This window comes from Ulvibacterium marinum, from assembly GCF_003626755.1.
Lineage (GTDB): Bacteria > Bacteroidota > Bacteroidia > Flavobacteriales > Flavobacteriaceae > Ulvibacterium > Ulvibacterium marinum.
In genome coordinates this window covers 113,355-128,769 of the sequence record NZ_RBCJ01000004.1, presented here as the reverse complement: position 1 = coordinate 128,769, position 15,415 = coordinate 113,355, and the positions used below count along the sequence as shown (strand labels likewise).

The 15,415-nt window shown below is 40.1% G+C and carries 18 protein-coding genes; 9 read left to right on the top strand and 9 right to left on the bottom strand.

Annotation, left to right across the window (positions count from 1 at the left end; all coding sequences use genetic code 11):
• Nucleotide 1: 1 nt before the first annotated feature.
• From D7Z94_RS19620 to D7Z94_RS19590, 7 genes are all read left to right on the top strand, one after another.
• Nucleotides 2-649, top strand: a complete 648-nt coding sequence (locus tag D7Z94_RS19620; RefSeq protein WP_120713334.1) for an NADH:ubiquinone reductase (Na(+)-transporting) subunit D — start codon at nucleotides 2-4, stop codon at nucleotides 647-649.
• Nucleotides 650-672: 23 nt separating this feature from the next.
• On the top strand, nucleotides 673-1,419 hold the full coding sequence (gene nqrE, locus D7Z94_RS19615; RefSeq protein WP_120713333.1) for an NADH:ubiquinone reductase (Na(+)-transporting) subunit E: 747 nt from the start codon (nucleotides 673-675) through the stop codon (nucleotides 1,417-1,419).
• A complete protein-coding gene (gene nqrF / locus D7Z94_RS19610) occupies nucleotides 1,416-2,723 on the top strand; it encodes an NADH:ubiquinone reductase (Na(+)-transporting) subunit F (protein ID WP_120713332.1) in 1,308 nt (435 codons plus the stop codon). Before nqrE ends, nqrF begins: the two co-directional genes overlap by 4 nt.
• Nucleotides 2,724-2,803: 80 nt before the next feature.
• The gene (locus D7Z94_RS19605; protein WP_120713331.1) at nucleotides 2,804-3,172 is read left to right on the top strand and encodes a Na(+)-translocating NADH-quinone reductase subunit F; all 369 of its coding nucleotides are present in this window, start codon (nucleotides 2,804-2,806) and stop codon (nucleotides 3,170-3,172) included.
• Complete coding sequence (locus D7Z94_RS19600) at nucleotides 3,141-4,184, top strand: FAD:protein FMN transferase (RefSeq protein ID WP_120713330.1); 1,044 nt, start codon at nucleotides 3,141-3,143, stop codon at nucleotides 4,182-4,184. Before D7Z94_RS19605 ends, D7Z94_RS19600 begins: the two co-directional genes overlap by 32 nt.
• 529 nt (nucleotides 4,185-4,713) lie before the next feature.
• Nucleotides 4,714-5,346, top strand: coding sequence for a helix-turn-helix domain-containing protein (locus D7Z94_RS25685; RefSeq protein WP_158594690.1), 633 nt, complete (start codon nucleotides 4,714-4,716; stop codon nucleotides 5,344-5,346).
• Nucleotides 5,347-5,445: 99 nt separating this feature from the next.
• Nucleotides 5,446-6,528, top strand: a complete 1,083-nt coding sequence (locus D7Z94_RS19590; RefSeq protein ID WP_120713328.1) for a TlpA family protein disulfide reductase — start codon at nucleotides 5,446-5,448, stop codon at nucleotides 6,526-6,528.
• Nucleotides 6,529-6,561: 33 nt separating this feature from the next.
• On the opposite strand, the gene D7Z94_RS19585 is transcribed toward D7Z94_RS19590, so the two are convergent.
• The 4 genes from D7Z94_RS19585 to gpmI are packed head-to-tail and all read right to left on the bottom strand — an operon-like array spanning nucleotide 6,562 to nucleotide 10,110.
• Nucleotides 6,562-7,326 (bottom strand): class I SAM-dependent methyltransferase, encoded by a 765-nt coding sequence (locus D7Z94_RS19585; RefSeq protein WP_120713327.1) that lies wholly within the window; start codon nucleotides 7,324-7,326, stop codon nucleotides 6,562-6,564.
• Between the two features lie 25 nt (nucleotides 7,327-7,351).
• Nucleotides 7,352-7,726 (bottom strand): GxxExxY protein, encoded by a 375-nt coding sequence (locus D7Z94_RS19580; RefSeq protein WP_120713326.1) that lies wholly within the window; start codon nucleotides 7,724-7,726, stop codon nucleotides 7,352-7,354.
• A 17-nt stretch (nucleotides 7,727-7,743) separates the two neighbouring features.
• Complete coding sequence (gene map / locus D7Z94_RS19575) at nucleotides 7,744-8,559, bottom strand: type I methionyl aminopeptidase (protein WP_120713325.1); 816 nt, start codon at nucleotides 8,557-8,559, stop codon at nucleotides 7,744-7,746.
• Between the two features lie 33 nt (nucleotides 8,560-8,592).
• Nucleotides 8,593-10,110 (bottom strand): 2,3-bisphosphoglycerate-independent phosphoglycerate mutase, encoded by a 1,518-nt coding sequence (gpmI, locus tag D7Z94_RS19570; protein ID WP_120713324.1) that lies wholly within the window; start codon nucleotides 10,108-10,110, stop codon nucleotides 8,593-8,595.
• 134 nt (nucleotides 10,111-10,244) lie between these two features.
• Between gpmI and D7Z94_RS19565 the strand changes: the two genes are divergently transcribed.
• Both D7Z94_RS19565 and D7Z94_RS19560 read left to right on the top strand, forming a co-directional pair.
• Nucleotides 10,245-11,090 carry a bifunctional helix-turn-helix domain-containing protein/methylated-DNA--[protein]-cysteine S-methyltransferase gene (locus tag D7Z94_RS19565; protein WP_120713323.1) on the top strand — a complete coding sequence of 282 codons (846 nt, stop codon included), beginning with the start codon at nucleotides 10,245-10,247 and terminating at the stop codon, nucleotides 11,088-11,090.
• Nucleotides 11,091-11,295: 205 nt separating this feature from the next.
• Complete coding sequence (locus D7Z94_RS19560) at nucleotides 11,296-11,688, top strand: ankyrin repeat domain-containing protein (protein WP_120713322.1); 393 nt, start codon at nucleotides 11,296-11,298, stop codon at nucleotides 11,686-11,688.
• Nucleotides 11,689-11,801: 113 nt separating this feature from the next.
• On the opposite strand, the gene D7Z94_RS25795 is transcribed toward D7Z94_RS19560, so the two are convergent.
• The 5 genes from D7Z94_RS25795 to D7Z94_RS19540 all read right to left on the bottom strand — a co-directional run bounded on the left by D7Z94_RS25795 (nucleotide 11,802) and on the right by D7Z94_RS19540 (nucleotide 15,414).
• Nucleotides 11,802-11,969 (bottom strand): DUF6747 family protein, encoded by a 168-nt coding sequence (locus D7Z94_RS25795; protein WP_170158856.1) that lies wholly within the window; start codon nucleotides 11,967-11,969, stop codon nucleotides 11,802-11,804.
• A 167-nt stretch (nucleotides 11,970-12,136) separates the two neighbouring features.
• Entirely contained in the window at nucleotides 12,137-12,901 is a 765-nt protein-coding gene (locus tag D7Z94_RS19555; RefSeq protein WP_120713321.1) for a M48 family metalloprotease, read from the bottom strand.
• 41 nt (nucleotides 12,902-12,942) lie between these two features.
• Nucleotides 12,943-13,677 carry a M15 family metallopeptidase gene (locus D7Z94_RS19550; RefSeq protein WP_120713320.1) on the bottom strand — a complete coding sequence of 245 codons (735 nt, stop codon included), beginning with the start codon at nucleotides 13,675-13,677 and terminating at the stop codon, nucleotides 12,943-12,945.
• Nucleotides 13,678-13,679: 2 nt separating this feature from the next.
• Nucleotides 13,680-14,138 carry a GNAT family N-acetyltransferase gene (locus D7Z94_RS19545; RefSeq protein ID WP_120713319.1) on the bottom strand — a complete coding sequence of 153 codons (459 nt, stop codon included), beginning with the start codon at nucleotides 14,136-14,138 and terminating at the stop codon, nucleotides 13,680-13,682.
• A gap of 109 nt (nucleotides 14,139-14,247) precedes the next feature.
• Nucleotides 14,248-15,414, bottom strand: a complete 1,167-nt coding sequence (locus D7Z94_RS19540; protein ID WP_120713318.1) for a gliding motility-associated C-terminal domain-containing protein — start codon at nucleotides 15,412-15,414, stop codon at nucleotides 14,248-14,250.
• Between the last annotated feature and the right edge of the window lies 1 nt (nucleotide 15,415).

The window sequence follows — 15,415 nt, the reverse complement described above, 5'->3', positions numbered from 1 at the left end:
TATGGCTTTACTTACTAAAAAAGATGCTAGTCTTATATTAGATCCCTTAGCGGACAATAATCCGATTACTATTCAGGTTTTGGGTATTTGTTCGGCATTGGCCATTACAGCAGAATTAAAGGCATCCGTGGTCATGGCCATATCTGTAATATTCGTATTGGGGGTGGGTAACGTGGTCATTTCGTTGATGCGGAACGTTATTCCTTCAAAAATCCGAATTATTGTTCAATTGATTGTAGTGGCAACACTCGTAATCATTGTTGATCAGGTGCTCAAGGCCTTTGCCTATGAGCTGAGCAAAACCCTTTCCGTATTTGTAGGGTTGATAATTACCAATTGTATTATTATGGGTCGTTTCGAGGCATTTGCCCTTGGTAACGGTCCCTGGAAATCATTTTTGGATGGTATCGGTAATGCTTTGGGCTATGGTGTAATTCTTATCATTGTCGGTTTTTTTAGGGAGTTATTGGGATCTGGTACATTGTTCGGATATAAAGTACTTGGCGACCCTGTTAAAATGACTGGACTTTATTCCACGGGATATGAGAATAATGGGTTTATGATAATTCCACCAGCCGCATTAATTGTGGTGGGTATCATAATTTGGGTACAACGATCACGTAATACGGCCCTAATAGAGGATAATTAGAAGAATAGTTAAAAAAGGAAATTATGTTGGAGCATATTGAGCTGTTTTTTAAATCCATTTTCATAGATAACATGGTTTTTGCCGTGTTCTTGGGAATGTGTTCATATTTGGCGGTTTCCAAAAAAGTTGCCACAGCTGTAGGTTTGGGAGCTGCGGTTATTTTTGTTTTGGCCGTAACAGTACCCTTGAACTGGCTTTTGGATCAGTATTTGTTAAGGGATGGTGCCTTGGTTTGGTTGGGCCCGGAATATGCGGATTATAACCTGAGCTTCCTATCCTTTATCCTATTTATTGCTACCATTGCTACCATGGTACAGTTGGTGGAAATCGTAGTAGAAAAATTTTCGCCTTCGCTATATAATTCATTGGGGATCTTTCTGCCTCTGATCGCTGTGAATTGTGCCATTTTGGGAGGATCCCTTTTTATGCAGTCTAGGGAAATTGCCACACTGGGATTGGCCGTGAACTATGGTATAAGTTCTGGCATTGGTTGGTTTCTGGCTATTTTGGCCATAGCCGCGATTCGGGAGAAAATCCGATATTCCAACGTTCCCCCTCCGTTGCGGGGATTGGGCATTACGTTTATAATTACTGGATTGATGGGCATTGGTTTCCAAAGTTTTGGAGGCATGTTGACAGGAGGTGACGACGGAGCCGCTCCGGTAGAGGAGACTACAGCGCAAAAAACCGAGAAAGAAGAAAAAGAAATCAAAGAGGAAATCGATGAGAAAGAGATTTCCTATAACGATGCCGTAAAAGAATACAAATGATTTTAGCTACAAGCATAGGAGGGACCATATTAATCACCGTAGTTGCATTTTTGATTCTGTTACTTTTATTGGTGGCCTTATTATTGTTCACCAAGGAAAAGTTATCTCCATCTGGTCCAGTGACTATTACCATAAATGGTGAAAAGCAAATAGAGGTCGCCTCGGGTAGTTCTTTGTTATCTACATTGGGTAATCAAAAAGTGTTTCTACCATCTGCCTGTGGGGGTGGGGGAACCTGTATACAATGTGAGTGCCATGTACTTGCCGGAGGTGGCGAAGCCTTGCCAACGGAGACACCACATTTTTCCAAAAGGGAATTGAACGAGGGGGCTCGCTTGGCCTGTCAGGTAAAGGTGAAGCAGGATATGGAAATCACCATTCCCGAGGAAGTCTTTGGTATCAAAAAATGGGACGCTACAGTGGTTCGTAATTACAATGTTGCGTCTTTTATCAAGGAGTTTGTTGTGGAAATCCCTGAGGATATGAACTATAAAGCCGGGGGGTATATACAAATAGAGATTCCACCGTGCGAAATAAAATATGCCGATATAGATATTACCGCTCACCCAGAAGAACATGAAACACCGGATAAATTTCAGGCTGAATGGGACAAGTTTAATCTATGGCCTTTGGCAATGAAAAATACTGAAACCGTGGAAAGAGCTTACTCTATGGCTTCGTATCCTGCAGAAGGTAGGGAAATCATGTTGAACGTACGTATTGCGACCCCGCCATGGGATCGTTCCAAAAATGGCTGGATGGATGTAAATCCGGGAATTGCCTCTTCATACATTTTCGCGCAAAAACCAGGGGATAAGGTTGTTATTTCGGGGCCTTATGGTGAGTTCTTTATCAATGAATCGGAATCAGAAATGCTATATGTAGGTGGAGGGGCCGGAATGGCACCCATGCGCTCTCATCTATACCACCTCTTTAAAACATTAAGGACCAACCGCAAAGTTACGTATTGGTATGGTGGCCGATCCAAACGTGAATTATTTTATCTAGATCACTTCAAACAATTGGAGGAAGAATTCCCTAACTTCAAATTTTATATGGCACTTTCGGAACCTTTGGAAGAGGATAATTGGAAGGTAAAGGAAAACTTGGATGCCCCAGGGGATGGTTTTGTAGGCTTTATCCATAATTGTGTCATTGATAATTATTTAAGCCAGCATGATTCTCCGGAGGATATTGAGCTTTATTTCTGTGGCCCGCCGTTAATGAACAAGGCTGTACAGAAAATGGGCGAGGATTTTGGTATTCCCGATGAGCATATCCGCTTCGACGACTTTGGAGGATAACCGATATACTAAATGAATTAATTTGCAGCCTGATCGACTCCTTGGACCGGTCAGGTTTTTTTTGATATATTTTTTGAGACATGGGCAAACCATTGACGGAACAGGAACTTCACAACCTTGCCATGAACATTGTGGGTAGGCAGCTAGAATCTGATGGTTATGAATTCATGGGAGTCAATAGTAAACCTAAGAAAAACCCCCAATTTGTTTGTCTTAAGGAGAAAAAATTACACTTTGTAGTAGTCCGAAATGTGGATTACCCCAATGACCCCAAGGACTATGACTTGAAGTTAATGCATAAGGTACGGACACATGCCGAAAAGTTTGAGGCACGTACCTATTATGCCGGAGTGGGGCTTTCCAATGCAAGCAATCAAAAATTACCGGTATTTTTAAATGAAGCCTATATAGTGGACTATGACGGACTTATTGAAATTTGTGATGAATAGGATTGGATTACTCTTTGCATCTGCCGTTTTTATGGTTTCTTGCGCACCGGACTACTCCAAATTGGTGGAGAACAGAAATGCCGGGGGTGCTTTGGGTACTTCGTATAGCATCATTTATTTGTCTGTAGAAAAACAGAATTTTCAAAAAGAAATCGATTCTGTATTCAAGGCGGTCAACAAATCCCTATCCACTTATCTCCCGGATTCGGATATATCCAAGATCAATCAGGGAGATACTACCATAGTGGTGGATAAAATGTTCAGGGAAGTATTTGAGCTTTCCAAAACGGTAAACCATAACACGAATGGCTATTTTGATCCAACTGTTGGGGTTTTGGTCAATGCATGGGGGTTTGGTCCAAGCTCCGCAATCGTAATGGATAGTACAGCTGTGGACAGTCTTCTGACCTTTGTTGGATTTGAAAAGATAGATTTGACAGAATCTAATCGAATCAAAAAAGCAAATCCCAATATTTACATAGATTTCAATGCCATAGCCAAAGGATATGCAATTGATCGATTGGCCGCTTTTCTGGATGAAAAGGAAATTTCCAATTATCTCATTGAGGTGGGGGGGGAGCTTGTAGGCAAAGGTGAAAATCGGATAAAGGGAAAACCATGGGTCGTTGGTATCGATGATCCGCAAATTGAAAAAGGAAGGCGCCTTAAAATTCTGATACAATTAAAAGATAGGGCATTGGCTTCCTCGGGAAACTATAGAAAGTTTCGAATAGATTCCATTACAGGGAAAAAATATGTACATACAGTAGATCCAAAGTCCGGATTCACTAAGAACGGAAGCACTTTGGGAACCACGGTTTTGGCAAGTACCTGTGGTGAAGCGGATGCTTATGCAACCGCTTTTATGGCCATGGATCTCGCGGATGCCCGTAATTTTTTGACCGAGCAGCGAGAACTAGATGGCTATATTGTTTATCTGGATGAACAAGGGGAGGCCCAAGAATTTATGACGGAGGGTTTTGAAGCCATGGTAGTAAACCCCAATGATTAAAGTGTGAAAAACCATTGGTGTTTTCAATAGTCTAGAACACCCTTTGTATATTTAGCCTTCATCAATCTATTTACTCGGGCTATTTAGCATGTTTTCCTTTACCAATGTAATTCATATTATCATCATTTTTCAAGGGACCTTACTTGCCATTTATATTTTGGTCTCAAGTAACAAAAAAAGCAAGGGAGATCGTCTTTTGGCTACAATAATTGGGGCCCTTACCGTACAGATTTTAGGACTTTTCTTCGTGAATAGGGGTGTCGCCAATGATTTCTTTCAGAGTGTTAATTGTGCATATGGCTTTTTGTACGGGCCTTTACTGTTTTTTTATATCAGGTGCATAACCCAAAAACAGTTTGTTTTTTCAAAGATGAACTTCCTTCATTTTTTTCCTTTCCTTGTCGTTTGTTTTGGTATTTGGTTTACAAATGGGAAGATATGTAGTCCAGAAACCTATATCGGATATGTGGTCCATATTCTTTTTTACATCTTTTTATGTTTTATTCAGGTAAAAAAATATAAGCAGATAATGAAGGTCAACTATTCACAATTGGAGTGGTTGAATGTAGGATGGCTGCATGGGGTCTTTATTGTATTTTGCCTCATTGTTCTTACGGATATTGCACAATTCATTGCGTTCTTTTTGGGTTTGAATACGTATTTTTTGGAGAATACAGTGTTTCTCTTGATACTTGTGACCATTAATTTACTCTATTTCTATGGATTTACCTCCTCTAGAAAACCTTTTGGTTACAGCAAGGAAGATCTGTTGTTTACTGCTGCCTTAACATCTCGTAAACGAATCAACACTACGCTGGGAGAAAACAAAAAACTTATAGCGAAGTTGGAAAATCATATGCTTACCCACGAATCCTTCAAAGACTATGACCTAACGATTGCCACCTTGGCCAAGGAGATGGATATACCCAAAAGAAAACTTTCCGAATTGATAAATGACCATTATGATCAAAATTTTGTGGATTTTATCAATACTTATCGAATTAATAGTGCCAAGGAGAGGTTTATGAATCCTAAAAGTCATGCCGAAACTATATTGGAAGTATTGTATGAGGTGGGATTCAATTCAAAATCATCTTTTAACACTGCTTTTAAGAAAAAGACTGGAATTACACCTTCGGAGTTTAAATCTAAGTTCAAATAACATTTCTATCACCTTTTAAAAAGGGTTCGGATTCGCGTTTTCAGACGACTAGCGTTTGCCATCCACATATTTTTGGGGCAAACTTTAAATACATCAGTTATGAGGACGATCAAGATTTTAGTATTGATATGCATTTTTAGCAATGGTTGTAGATCCCAACAAGGCCCGGAAATTACATTTTCCTTTGAAGTAAAATCGGAAGAAATCACTTCGGTTACCATTTCCAAGTATAATTATGATTTGGAGAAAATGGTTGAATGGAAATCCTTGGATAATCTCATTCCCCAAAAAACCTACCAAACAACGGATGAGTTTTTAGAACCATCTATCTATGCCCTAAAACTGAATACGGGAAAAGGGATAAAAATAGCAGTTGAGCAAGGCGGAATGGTACATATCAAAATGGAGGATGGGATAAAACTGGAATCAAAGATCGCCTCTAATCTGGATTTCAACAAGAGCATTGAAAATCTTAACAATCAGTTTTTTGCAGGGATGATTCAGGATTTTGATAAGGCCATGAAAGAAAACAATCAGCAAAGGATAGCAGAGCTTGAAAAAGAGAAAGACAAAGTTTTATTGCAGTTTATAAGATCCATGGAGAATCTGGTGATGCAAATGGGACCATCGGCCAAAGCTTACGATGCCCTGGGCTATTTTGATCTTAATAAAAACAGCGACTTTTTTGAAGAGATGATGACAAGATTTGAAGCGGAATATCCATCAAGTGGAATGAGCAAGTCATTAAAAGTTCGGATAAACAAAGCAGCTCAACTTGCGATAGGTAGTAAAATGACAAATTTTAAGGCTACGAACAAAGAGGGAGTTTTGGTAAATCTTTCTGATTATGAAGGTAGTTATATACTTGTGGATTTTTGGGCATCATGGTGCAGACCTTGTAGGGTGGAAAACCCAAAACTGCTTGAACTTTACAAAAGTTTTGAGGGAGTAAAATTTGAAATCATTGGAATCAGCATAGATTCGGACAGAGGCGTATGGGAAAAAGCCATCCAGAAAGACGGAATTGTTTGGAATCAAATCCTAGACAAAGATCAAACCATTTACAAGCAGTATTTGTTATCATCGCTTCCGGCGAATTTTTTGTTAGATCAAGAGGGTAGGATTATTGCAAAAAATATCACCGCCGAAGAATTGAAAACCAAGCTTGAAACCTTTGAATAAGGTTATGTCCAAAAAAAATCTGGTCGCGGGGTATCATTTCCTTACCAAGGGAATGATTTCCCCTTTGGCCAAGCGATATCGTTCTATTTCCTCATCGGATAGGGATGCCGTATAATCTATTTCGTCCACCATAAACCCGACATCGCGCAATTTGTCAAAGTAGTCCCTCCCATAAATACGTACATGATCGTATTGTCCAAAGATTTCTGCTCGCTTTCTCTTATCGGTAATGGAATTATCCTCAAAGGTCTTTTCCCTTTTCAGATCCTGGGGGATTTGGAAAATACCCCACCCTTTGGGTTTAAGAATCCGATAAAGCTCTTGCATGGCTTTGGTATCATCTGGGATGTGTTCCAAAACATGATTGCAAAGAATAACATCGAATGAATTGTCCTCAAAAGGTAAATTGCAAATATCGGCCTTTACATCGGCCAAGGGGGAGTTGAGGTCCGTAGTAACATAATCCAGGTTTTTTAGTTTTTGAAAGCGTTTGTGAAATGCCTGCTCTGGGGCAAAATGCAGTAGGCTATATTTCTTGGAAAAGAAGTCCGTTTTATTTTGCAAGAACAACCATAACAAACGGTGACGTTCCAGGGATAGTGTTGAGGGCGATAAAACATTTTCCCTCGGATTTTCATAACCATAGGGAAGAAATGTCCTAAAGGATTTTTGGTCTATGGGATCAACATAGGAACTACCTTTCATAAAAAAGGCAAGTATAGGCCTAACCCAATAACTCAATTGTATTAAGAGGGGTCTGGGCAAGATGTTGAGAATGTATTTGAAAAATTTTGACACGAATTACGCGAATTGTCATTATGCTTTATAATACTACTCTTTTATAGCTCAAACTATCTTCTCCAAAGTTTATTAGCAATCCGAGCTTTAGTTTTGATGCAGCCAAATAGTTCAATGTTTGTTTTACATGACTACTGGTCAGCTTTTCTATAGCTTTGAGTTCCAATATAATTTTGTTTTCAACTACATAATCGGCATAATAATGACTCGACAAGGTTTGTCCTTTGTAATCAATTTTGAACTTTACCTCCTTCTGATAGGGAACACCATTTGACTTCAGTTCAATTTCAAGGGCAGAGCTATATACGGCTTCGCTAAAGCCCTTGCCTAATTCATTATGGACATCCATACAAAGGCCAATTATATAATAGGATTCATCTTTGTAAATGATGTTGGACATAACGGAAATTCGAGGAATTAGTGAAATTCGTGTCTCCGAAACTCGGCTTCTTCATCACTTTGTATCCCTAGGGCATCGTAGATATACTGATACGTAGACAATAATTCCGGTTTGCCGTTCACTAGGGCAACATTGTGTTCAAAGTGTGCGCTGGGTTTTCCGTCTGCGGTCAAAATGGTCCATCCGTCGTTAAGTTGTTTTATTCTGCGTGTACCCATATTTATCATTGGCTCAATGGCAACGACCATACCTTCCACAAATTTTTTACCACGCCCACGTTTTCCGTAATTGGGCATTTCCGGACTTTCGTGTAGCTTCTTGCCCAAACCATGGCCGACCAGTTCGCGGACTACACCATAGCCGTGACTTTCACAGTAATTTTGGATGGCAAAACCTACATCCCCAACCCTGTTTCCCATCCTGAACTCGCGAATACCGATATAAAGGGATTCCTTAGTGACCTGCAACAACTTTTTGGTTTCTACGGCAACTTCCCCAACTTCAAAGGTATAGGCATGATCGCCATAAAACTCATTTTTAAGTGCGCCGCAGTCTACTGAAATAATATCGCCATCCCGCAATGGCTCATTATTCGGGATACCGTGGACGACCTGTGCATTGGGGCTCATATTCAACGTATTGGGAAAGTCGTACATACCCAAAAAACCAGGTTCCGCACCATGGTCTCGAATAAATTCCTCTGCAAGTTTATCCAGATGTAAAGAGGTGATTCCGGGTTTTATTTCCCCGGCCAACATACCCAATGTTTTGGAAACGATCAATGCACTCTCGCGCATTAATTCTATTTCTTCCGATGTTTTTGTTTTTACCATAGGCCGCAAAGGTAAACAAATGCAATAAGTTCTTTAAACTAAGGGCTTTTGGGTCATCAATTGAGGTTGGGGAATACCCATGAGTTTAAGTATTGTCGGGGCTATATCACCTAGCACGCCATCTTTTACTTCCTTAATATCTTCATCAACTATAATTAAGGGCACAGGATTTGTAGTGTGGGCGGTATTGGGACTGCCGTCAGGATTAATCATAGTATCACAATTGCCGTGGTCTGCAATGACTATGGTAGAATATCCATTCTCTAGTCCGGCCGTAATTACAGATTCCGCGCACTGATCTACGGTCTCACAAGCTTTTATGGCCGCATTCATATCCCCGGTATGACCTACCATATCCGGATTGGCAAAGTTTAGACATATAAAACCCGCTTCCATCTTTTCCAATTCAGGTATAATAGCGTCACGTATTTCATAGGCACTCATTTCCGGTTTTAAATCATACGTAGCCACTTTGGGTGAAGGGCATAGAATCCGTTGTTCCCCTTCGAAGGGAACTTCCTGACCACCGTTGAAGAAAAAAGTCACATGTGGGTATTTTTCAGTCTCAGCAATACGAATCTGTTTTTTTCCTGCCAACGCCAAGGTCTCCCCAAGGGTTTCCTTAATATTATCCTTGTCATATACCACCTTGATACCTTTAAAGGAATCGTCATAATTGGTTAACGTAACATAATACAGGTTTAATTTATTCATTTGGTGTCCGGGCATGTCCTGTTGGCTTAACACTTGTGTAAGCTCCCTCCCGCGATCCGTCCTGAAATTGAAGAAAATCAAAACATCGTCCTCCTCAATTTTGGTTAGGGGTGCATTGTTCTTATCGACCATTACTATCGGCTTTAAAAACTCATCGGTTATACCGTCATCATAACTCTTTTGGACGGTTACCGATATTTGGGACGACTTTTCCCCTTTGGCATGAACCATTAAATCATAGGCCTGTTTTACGCGATCCCATCTTTTATCGCGGTCCATGGCAAAATACCTGCCAATTACAGAAGCCAATGAGGCATTTTTATCTGAACAGAAATCCACAAGATCCTGTAAAAACCCTTTACCACTTTTGGGGTCAACGTCCCTTCCATCGGTAAAGGCGTGAACATACATATTTTGCACGTTGTAACTTTCCCCGGCATTGATCAAACCTTTTAGGTGGGATATATGGCTATGTACTCCTCCATCACTCACCAACCCTAAAAAATGTACGGCCTTATTATTTGCATTAGCATAGGCAAATGCCTCTTGTAACACTTTTTCTTCCTTAAGCTTATCCTCTTTTACGGCCAAATTGATTTTGGCGAGATCCTGATATACAATTCTTCCTGCACCCAAATTCATGTGGCCTACCTCACTATTACCCATTTGGCCTTCGGGAAGTCCTACGTTCATGCCATCGGTAAGAAGATTGGCACTGGGATATTTTTTATAAAGACCATCAATAAATGGCGTATTTGCATTATCTATGGCAGAGACTTTGGGGTCCGGGGATTTTCCCCAACCATCCAAAATCATTAGTATCACTTTTTTGTTCATCTCTCGATTTTTATAGGAGCTTCAAAAGTAGTATGATCTGGTACGAATTGCCAATAATACGACCTTCTTTTTTACCTATATGAAGTAGCAAGAAACGGATTGTGCAACGCGGCCAATTCAGTTACTTTTGAAACATGGAAAAAACATATCACGGACATATCATAGAAAGAGCAATCCACTATATCGTAGAAAATTATAGGTCTCAGCCCAGTTTGGAGGAGGTTTCCAAACATGTTCATTTAAGTAAATATCATTTTCAAAGATTGTTTCATGAATGGGCCGGCGTTACGCCGAAGCAGTTTTTGCAATATATTACGGTGGAACATGCAAAAAAGTGCTTGTACGAAGGACAATCTACCCTGGCTACTGCTTACGAAGTAGGACTTTCGGGAAATGGTCGTTTGCACGACATGTTCATTAAAATAGAATCTTGTACCCCAGGCGAGTTTCAAAAAAGAGGAGAAGGACTAGTTTTGAAATATCAGGTAATCGATTCTCCTTTTGGTAAATTGGTCATTGCGGAATCCGATTTGGGGATAACCCAAATGGAATTTTTAAAGGAAAATACTTCACCTATTGAACTTTTGGAGTCCATATTTCCAGAAGCCTGTTTTCGTCAAGAATTGGGAACCTACGGCCAGATGGTGAGGGATTACTTTACCAATTGGAAAATTCCGGAAAAACAAATTGTATTAGATCTTAGGGGCACGCCGTTCCAAGTAAGTGTTTGGAAAGCTCTACTTTCCGTTCCCTCTGCTCAATTTGTAGCTTACGGGGATATTGCAAAGGCCATAAACAAACCCAATGCGGTACGCGCGGTAGGAACTGCCATAGGAAAGAACCCTATTGCTTATTTGATACCCTGCCATAGGGTAATCAGAGAAACGGGCGAAATGGGCGGATATGGTTGGGGCAAGGACAAGAAATACCTGATCAATGGTTTTGAAAATGTACAATTGCGCAATAAACGGATTGCATAAATTGCAACCAATGTGGAGCTTTGTATGTATAAAGTAATGAACCCTAGGAAAATAAGCGGATTTATTGAATGTGAAAAAATCCATAAAGGATTTTTTGAATTTGTTAAAGTTTAATTAATTAACTGTTAATTACGTAACAAAAGGGCATAAGAGCAGTCTATCTTTGTATAATCAAAATTTATTTCATCAATTAAATGTATTCATCATGAAAAAAACAATTCTAACCTTTGCCTCTGCATTATTGCTAGTAGGCGCAACCGCGAATGCCAAATCAGAAACCCATCAAACAAATCTAGCCACCCCTAATGTAGTGGCCAAGGTTGAAGTCAGTGCCTTTTGCAAAGCTATCATGCAAGGGGATATTGATACCGTTAAGCGCTTAATAGAGCTCGGCGAGGATGTAAACAAAAAATCTTTGGGAATGACCCCGGCCATATTCGCCGCCCGTTACAATAAAGCGGAGATTCTTGAATTACTTATTGCAAATGGAGCTAACCTAAGGTTAAAAAGTGACAAAGGTTATACCGCCAAAAAATATGCACAACTTTCAAAGGCCACTGATGCCTTGGCCGTTATTGAGGCAGCCATGGGAAGCTAAGATAATTCATCAATCAAAAGAAAAAACCCTTCGGCCGACAGGCCGAAGGGTTTTTTAATTCCCATTATTTACTTCAAATAGTGTTCACGTAAAAGAGCAAATAAATTCCGGGTTTAAAATTCAAATCCATTTAAGGCTCTGTGCATAAAAGCATATACCGCCATAAGGATCATAAGGGCACAAAAAACGGAATATACCTTAAGAAGTACCACCACTATTTCGGGCTTGCAATTCTCAAAAGCTTCCGTGTAAAGGTTCTTAAAATGTGTAAGTGTTCCCATATAGTTTCATTTAAATGCTGAAACAAATCCAGCACAAGTTATTAAATTAAAGCTATAAGGGGTTAAATCTGAGGCAGGAAAGATTTGTGAAACAAATATAACAAAACAGATGTGAAAACCTAGGCTTGCAGGTTGAATTAACCTTTCTTAAGGTTGAAGTGGCATTATTACCGTCCTTCGTACTTCTGGATGGCCTCCTTTATCTTTTGAATCCTATTCTCGGGATCGGGATGGGTACTTTGAAATTCTGGTGTTCGATTAGATCCGGCAGCGTCTCTTAGGATTTCCATTACCTTGATCATCTCCCTAGGTTCATACCCGGACCGAATCATGAATAATACACCCAATTCGTCACTTTCCAATTCATCGCCCCTTCCATTTTTTAAAAGGGTGTTTTGCCCAATACTGCCCACGATTCCCCCTGCATCCGCTCCAACTGATGCTCCCATGGAAACAGTCCGCCAGAAGCTACTTTCCGCGATTCTTTCCGCTGAATGCCTACCGATTACATGGCCTATCTCATGCCCAAGAACACCGGCCAATTGGGCTTCGTTCAATTTTGAGAAAAGGGCATAGGTAATGAATATCTGCCCCCCGGGCAGGGCAAAGGCATTTATGGTACGGTCATCTGCTAAGAGATGAAAATCATATTTGTAGGGTGTCTCCCGCGCTATGCTATTGCTTATGAGTTTGGTGCCAACGGCATCTACAAAGGACTGTAGGCGTTCATCAGGATAAAGCCCCCCGTGTTGTTGGGCCATCTCGGGAGCACTTTGCAGTCCAATGGCAATTTCTTGTTCCGCGGTCATGTCAATGGTCTGTACCCTTCCTGTATACGGATTTTCTTCTTTGTTGTTGCAGCGCTGGATAAAGGCAAAGCCCACAATGGCCAAACCAATGAAAATACGAATTTTCCAACTTCCCCTTCTCATGATGATTAGTGTCCTATCTCAATTTCAAGATACCAAAAAACTTATAAAAGAGTTGGATTAATGTCCAGAATATTATCCTGGACGTAATTTTTGATAAACCCATTGGTGAAATGCTCGCTTCCTATAAAATCTTCTTCTTGCAGTAATTTTAAAATATTCTTTCTTCGAAATTCGGTCAACATAGGGATGGATATGGGGGCGTAGCTGTAGTGCCAAGGTTCATATTTGAAACCTCTTCTCCCGGGATTGTCCGTGTAGACCAAATAAAAATCATAGTCATTGGAGTTTTCGTCCATCCATTTTTTCAAATCGACAAAGGGACCGTTGTTTTCAAACTTGGAAGGATCAAGGACATCCCCCTCCACCTTGCGGTATCCATCTATAATGTCAATATCGGTACCCCAATGATGTCTGCTCGTCCCTGGAATGGTAGAGTATTCGATAATCTTGTCAATGGCCTCCAAAGGCTCCATGCCATCATCTTCCGTATATCTTAGAAATTTACGCTCCCAAATACCTTCTTGGCGGTAAAAATCACGATAGCTAGATACAATTTTTATGTCTATCCCATCGTTATAGGCGGCTTTTTTCATATCTACAAAGGCGTCGTGTGCCCTCTTCCTTAGATTGATACCCTTCCCGTAAAGTTCAATATCCACTTTGCCCATGAGTTCTAAAATGGAATATTCAAATTCTTTGCTTAAGCCCAAATTGGGCATCAATGACAGGGCCAAACCGGAAAGGCCACTTTTTTTAATAAAAGATCTACGCTCCATGATTAGTTTAACTTTTTGAACATTACATAATGTGCGCCTATTTTTGGAATTTCAAAAACATCGCCAACGGTATTATATCCCAGCTTTTTGTAAAAAGCTACGGCACTAATTCTCGCGTTCATCCAAATACAGCGTATCGATTTCCGCAAAAGCAGTGTTTCCGCAAAGGTAAGGAGTATTTTTCCAAAACCCTTTTTATGGTACTCTTGTACTACCGCCATACCACGAAGTTGGTAGGCATTTTGAAAATCATAATCCGTATGATCTTGTTTTAAAAAGGTAGCTACGGCAATCAATTGGTTCTGATAAAAGCCCCCAATATGGATGGTAGTCTTTATTTCGTCCCCTACAAATTTACATTCCTCCACCGGCCTTCCTTTTCTAAGTTCCGAATGTCTGACCGGATAGGTATCCTCTGCCCTAATTTCTTTGACTTTAAAACCGTGCATTGTAAAACCCATTCATTTGGGACTTCCTCTTAACTACCTCTAAAATTAACCAATTAATCCCTTTATTTGTTAAGAAATGAATTTTTGGATTTCAAAAAACGGAGAGATTTTAAATTTTCTTTTATCTTTTAGTAGAAGAAACGTACAAATACCCTTGGTGTTTTTGTCGTAGATCGTTCATCGTAATGATATAGAAATATACTCCCGAAGCGAGTCCGGCATTTTTGTTTACTATGGCCCCTTGGTTGGATAACCCATTAAACTCGTTGTTATAGTTGGTTTTTGAATAGACCAGCACCCCGTAACGGTCAAAAATTTGCATGGTGTTATTAGGAGAATTTTCAATCCCTTCGAGAACAAGAAAATCGTTTTTGCCATCCCCGTTAGGTGTAAGAAAATAGTTATCCAGTTCTATGGTTTGAAAAGTTTCCGTAAGATCATCGTTTCCTCCAATCGTAATTATTTCATAATCATTGGGAATAAACTCCTCGGATGTTACGGATCCCGAGATCATACTTCCCTCTACCCGTGTATTTCCAAGATTTACCCATTGGTTCTCAGCTTTGCTCCATCCGACTACTTTTACATCGCTTATGAATTCTCCTAATGCACTAATATTGCTCTGGGAATCCCAAGTAAGGGTTACCCGTGAAGGCATGGCACTTTCCAATTTCCAAAATTCCCGTTGGCTGATTGAAACATAGGATGTGGCTTTTTGTGAAGTACTAAAGCCTTTGCCCAAGGACTGGGAGGTATTGGGATCTTCTTTAAAATAAGCGCATTTTACCAAGGCGTTCGTGGCTGCGGATTCTATTTGCAGCGTACGCAACCTATCGTCGTCACCCACTGGAAAAACAAAGTTATCCGTATTTGTTGCCGCTGCGTAGCCATCTATCATGGAAATATCGTTTTCTCCAACGTAAAAGGCATTGTCCAAAAAGTTCAGAAAAAAGTTGGGGTCATTTTTTGGGGTAATAATGTGGCCCGAAATAAAATTTACATTATTGGAAATGTAAATGGGAATATTTAAAAGTAATCCGTTATCTACTGCGATTTCGGTATCAAAAAAAACCGGAGCTTGGTTCCCAGAGACATCCAAGTTCTCATTTTCTCCGTAAAAACCGACCAGACCGAAGTCTTGATTCAAATCCCCATCATTAATAAGATTCAAGTGAAATCCGACCGATGTGCCATCATGTAATTGAAGTGCACCATAGTTATGTATGGCATCTTGGGCGTATAGACCGATGCAACAGCAACAAGAAAATATAAATATCTTGATTCTCATA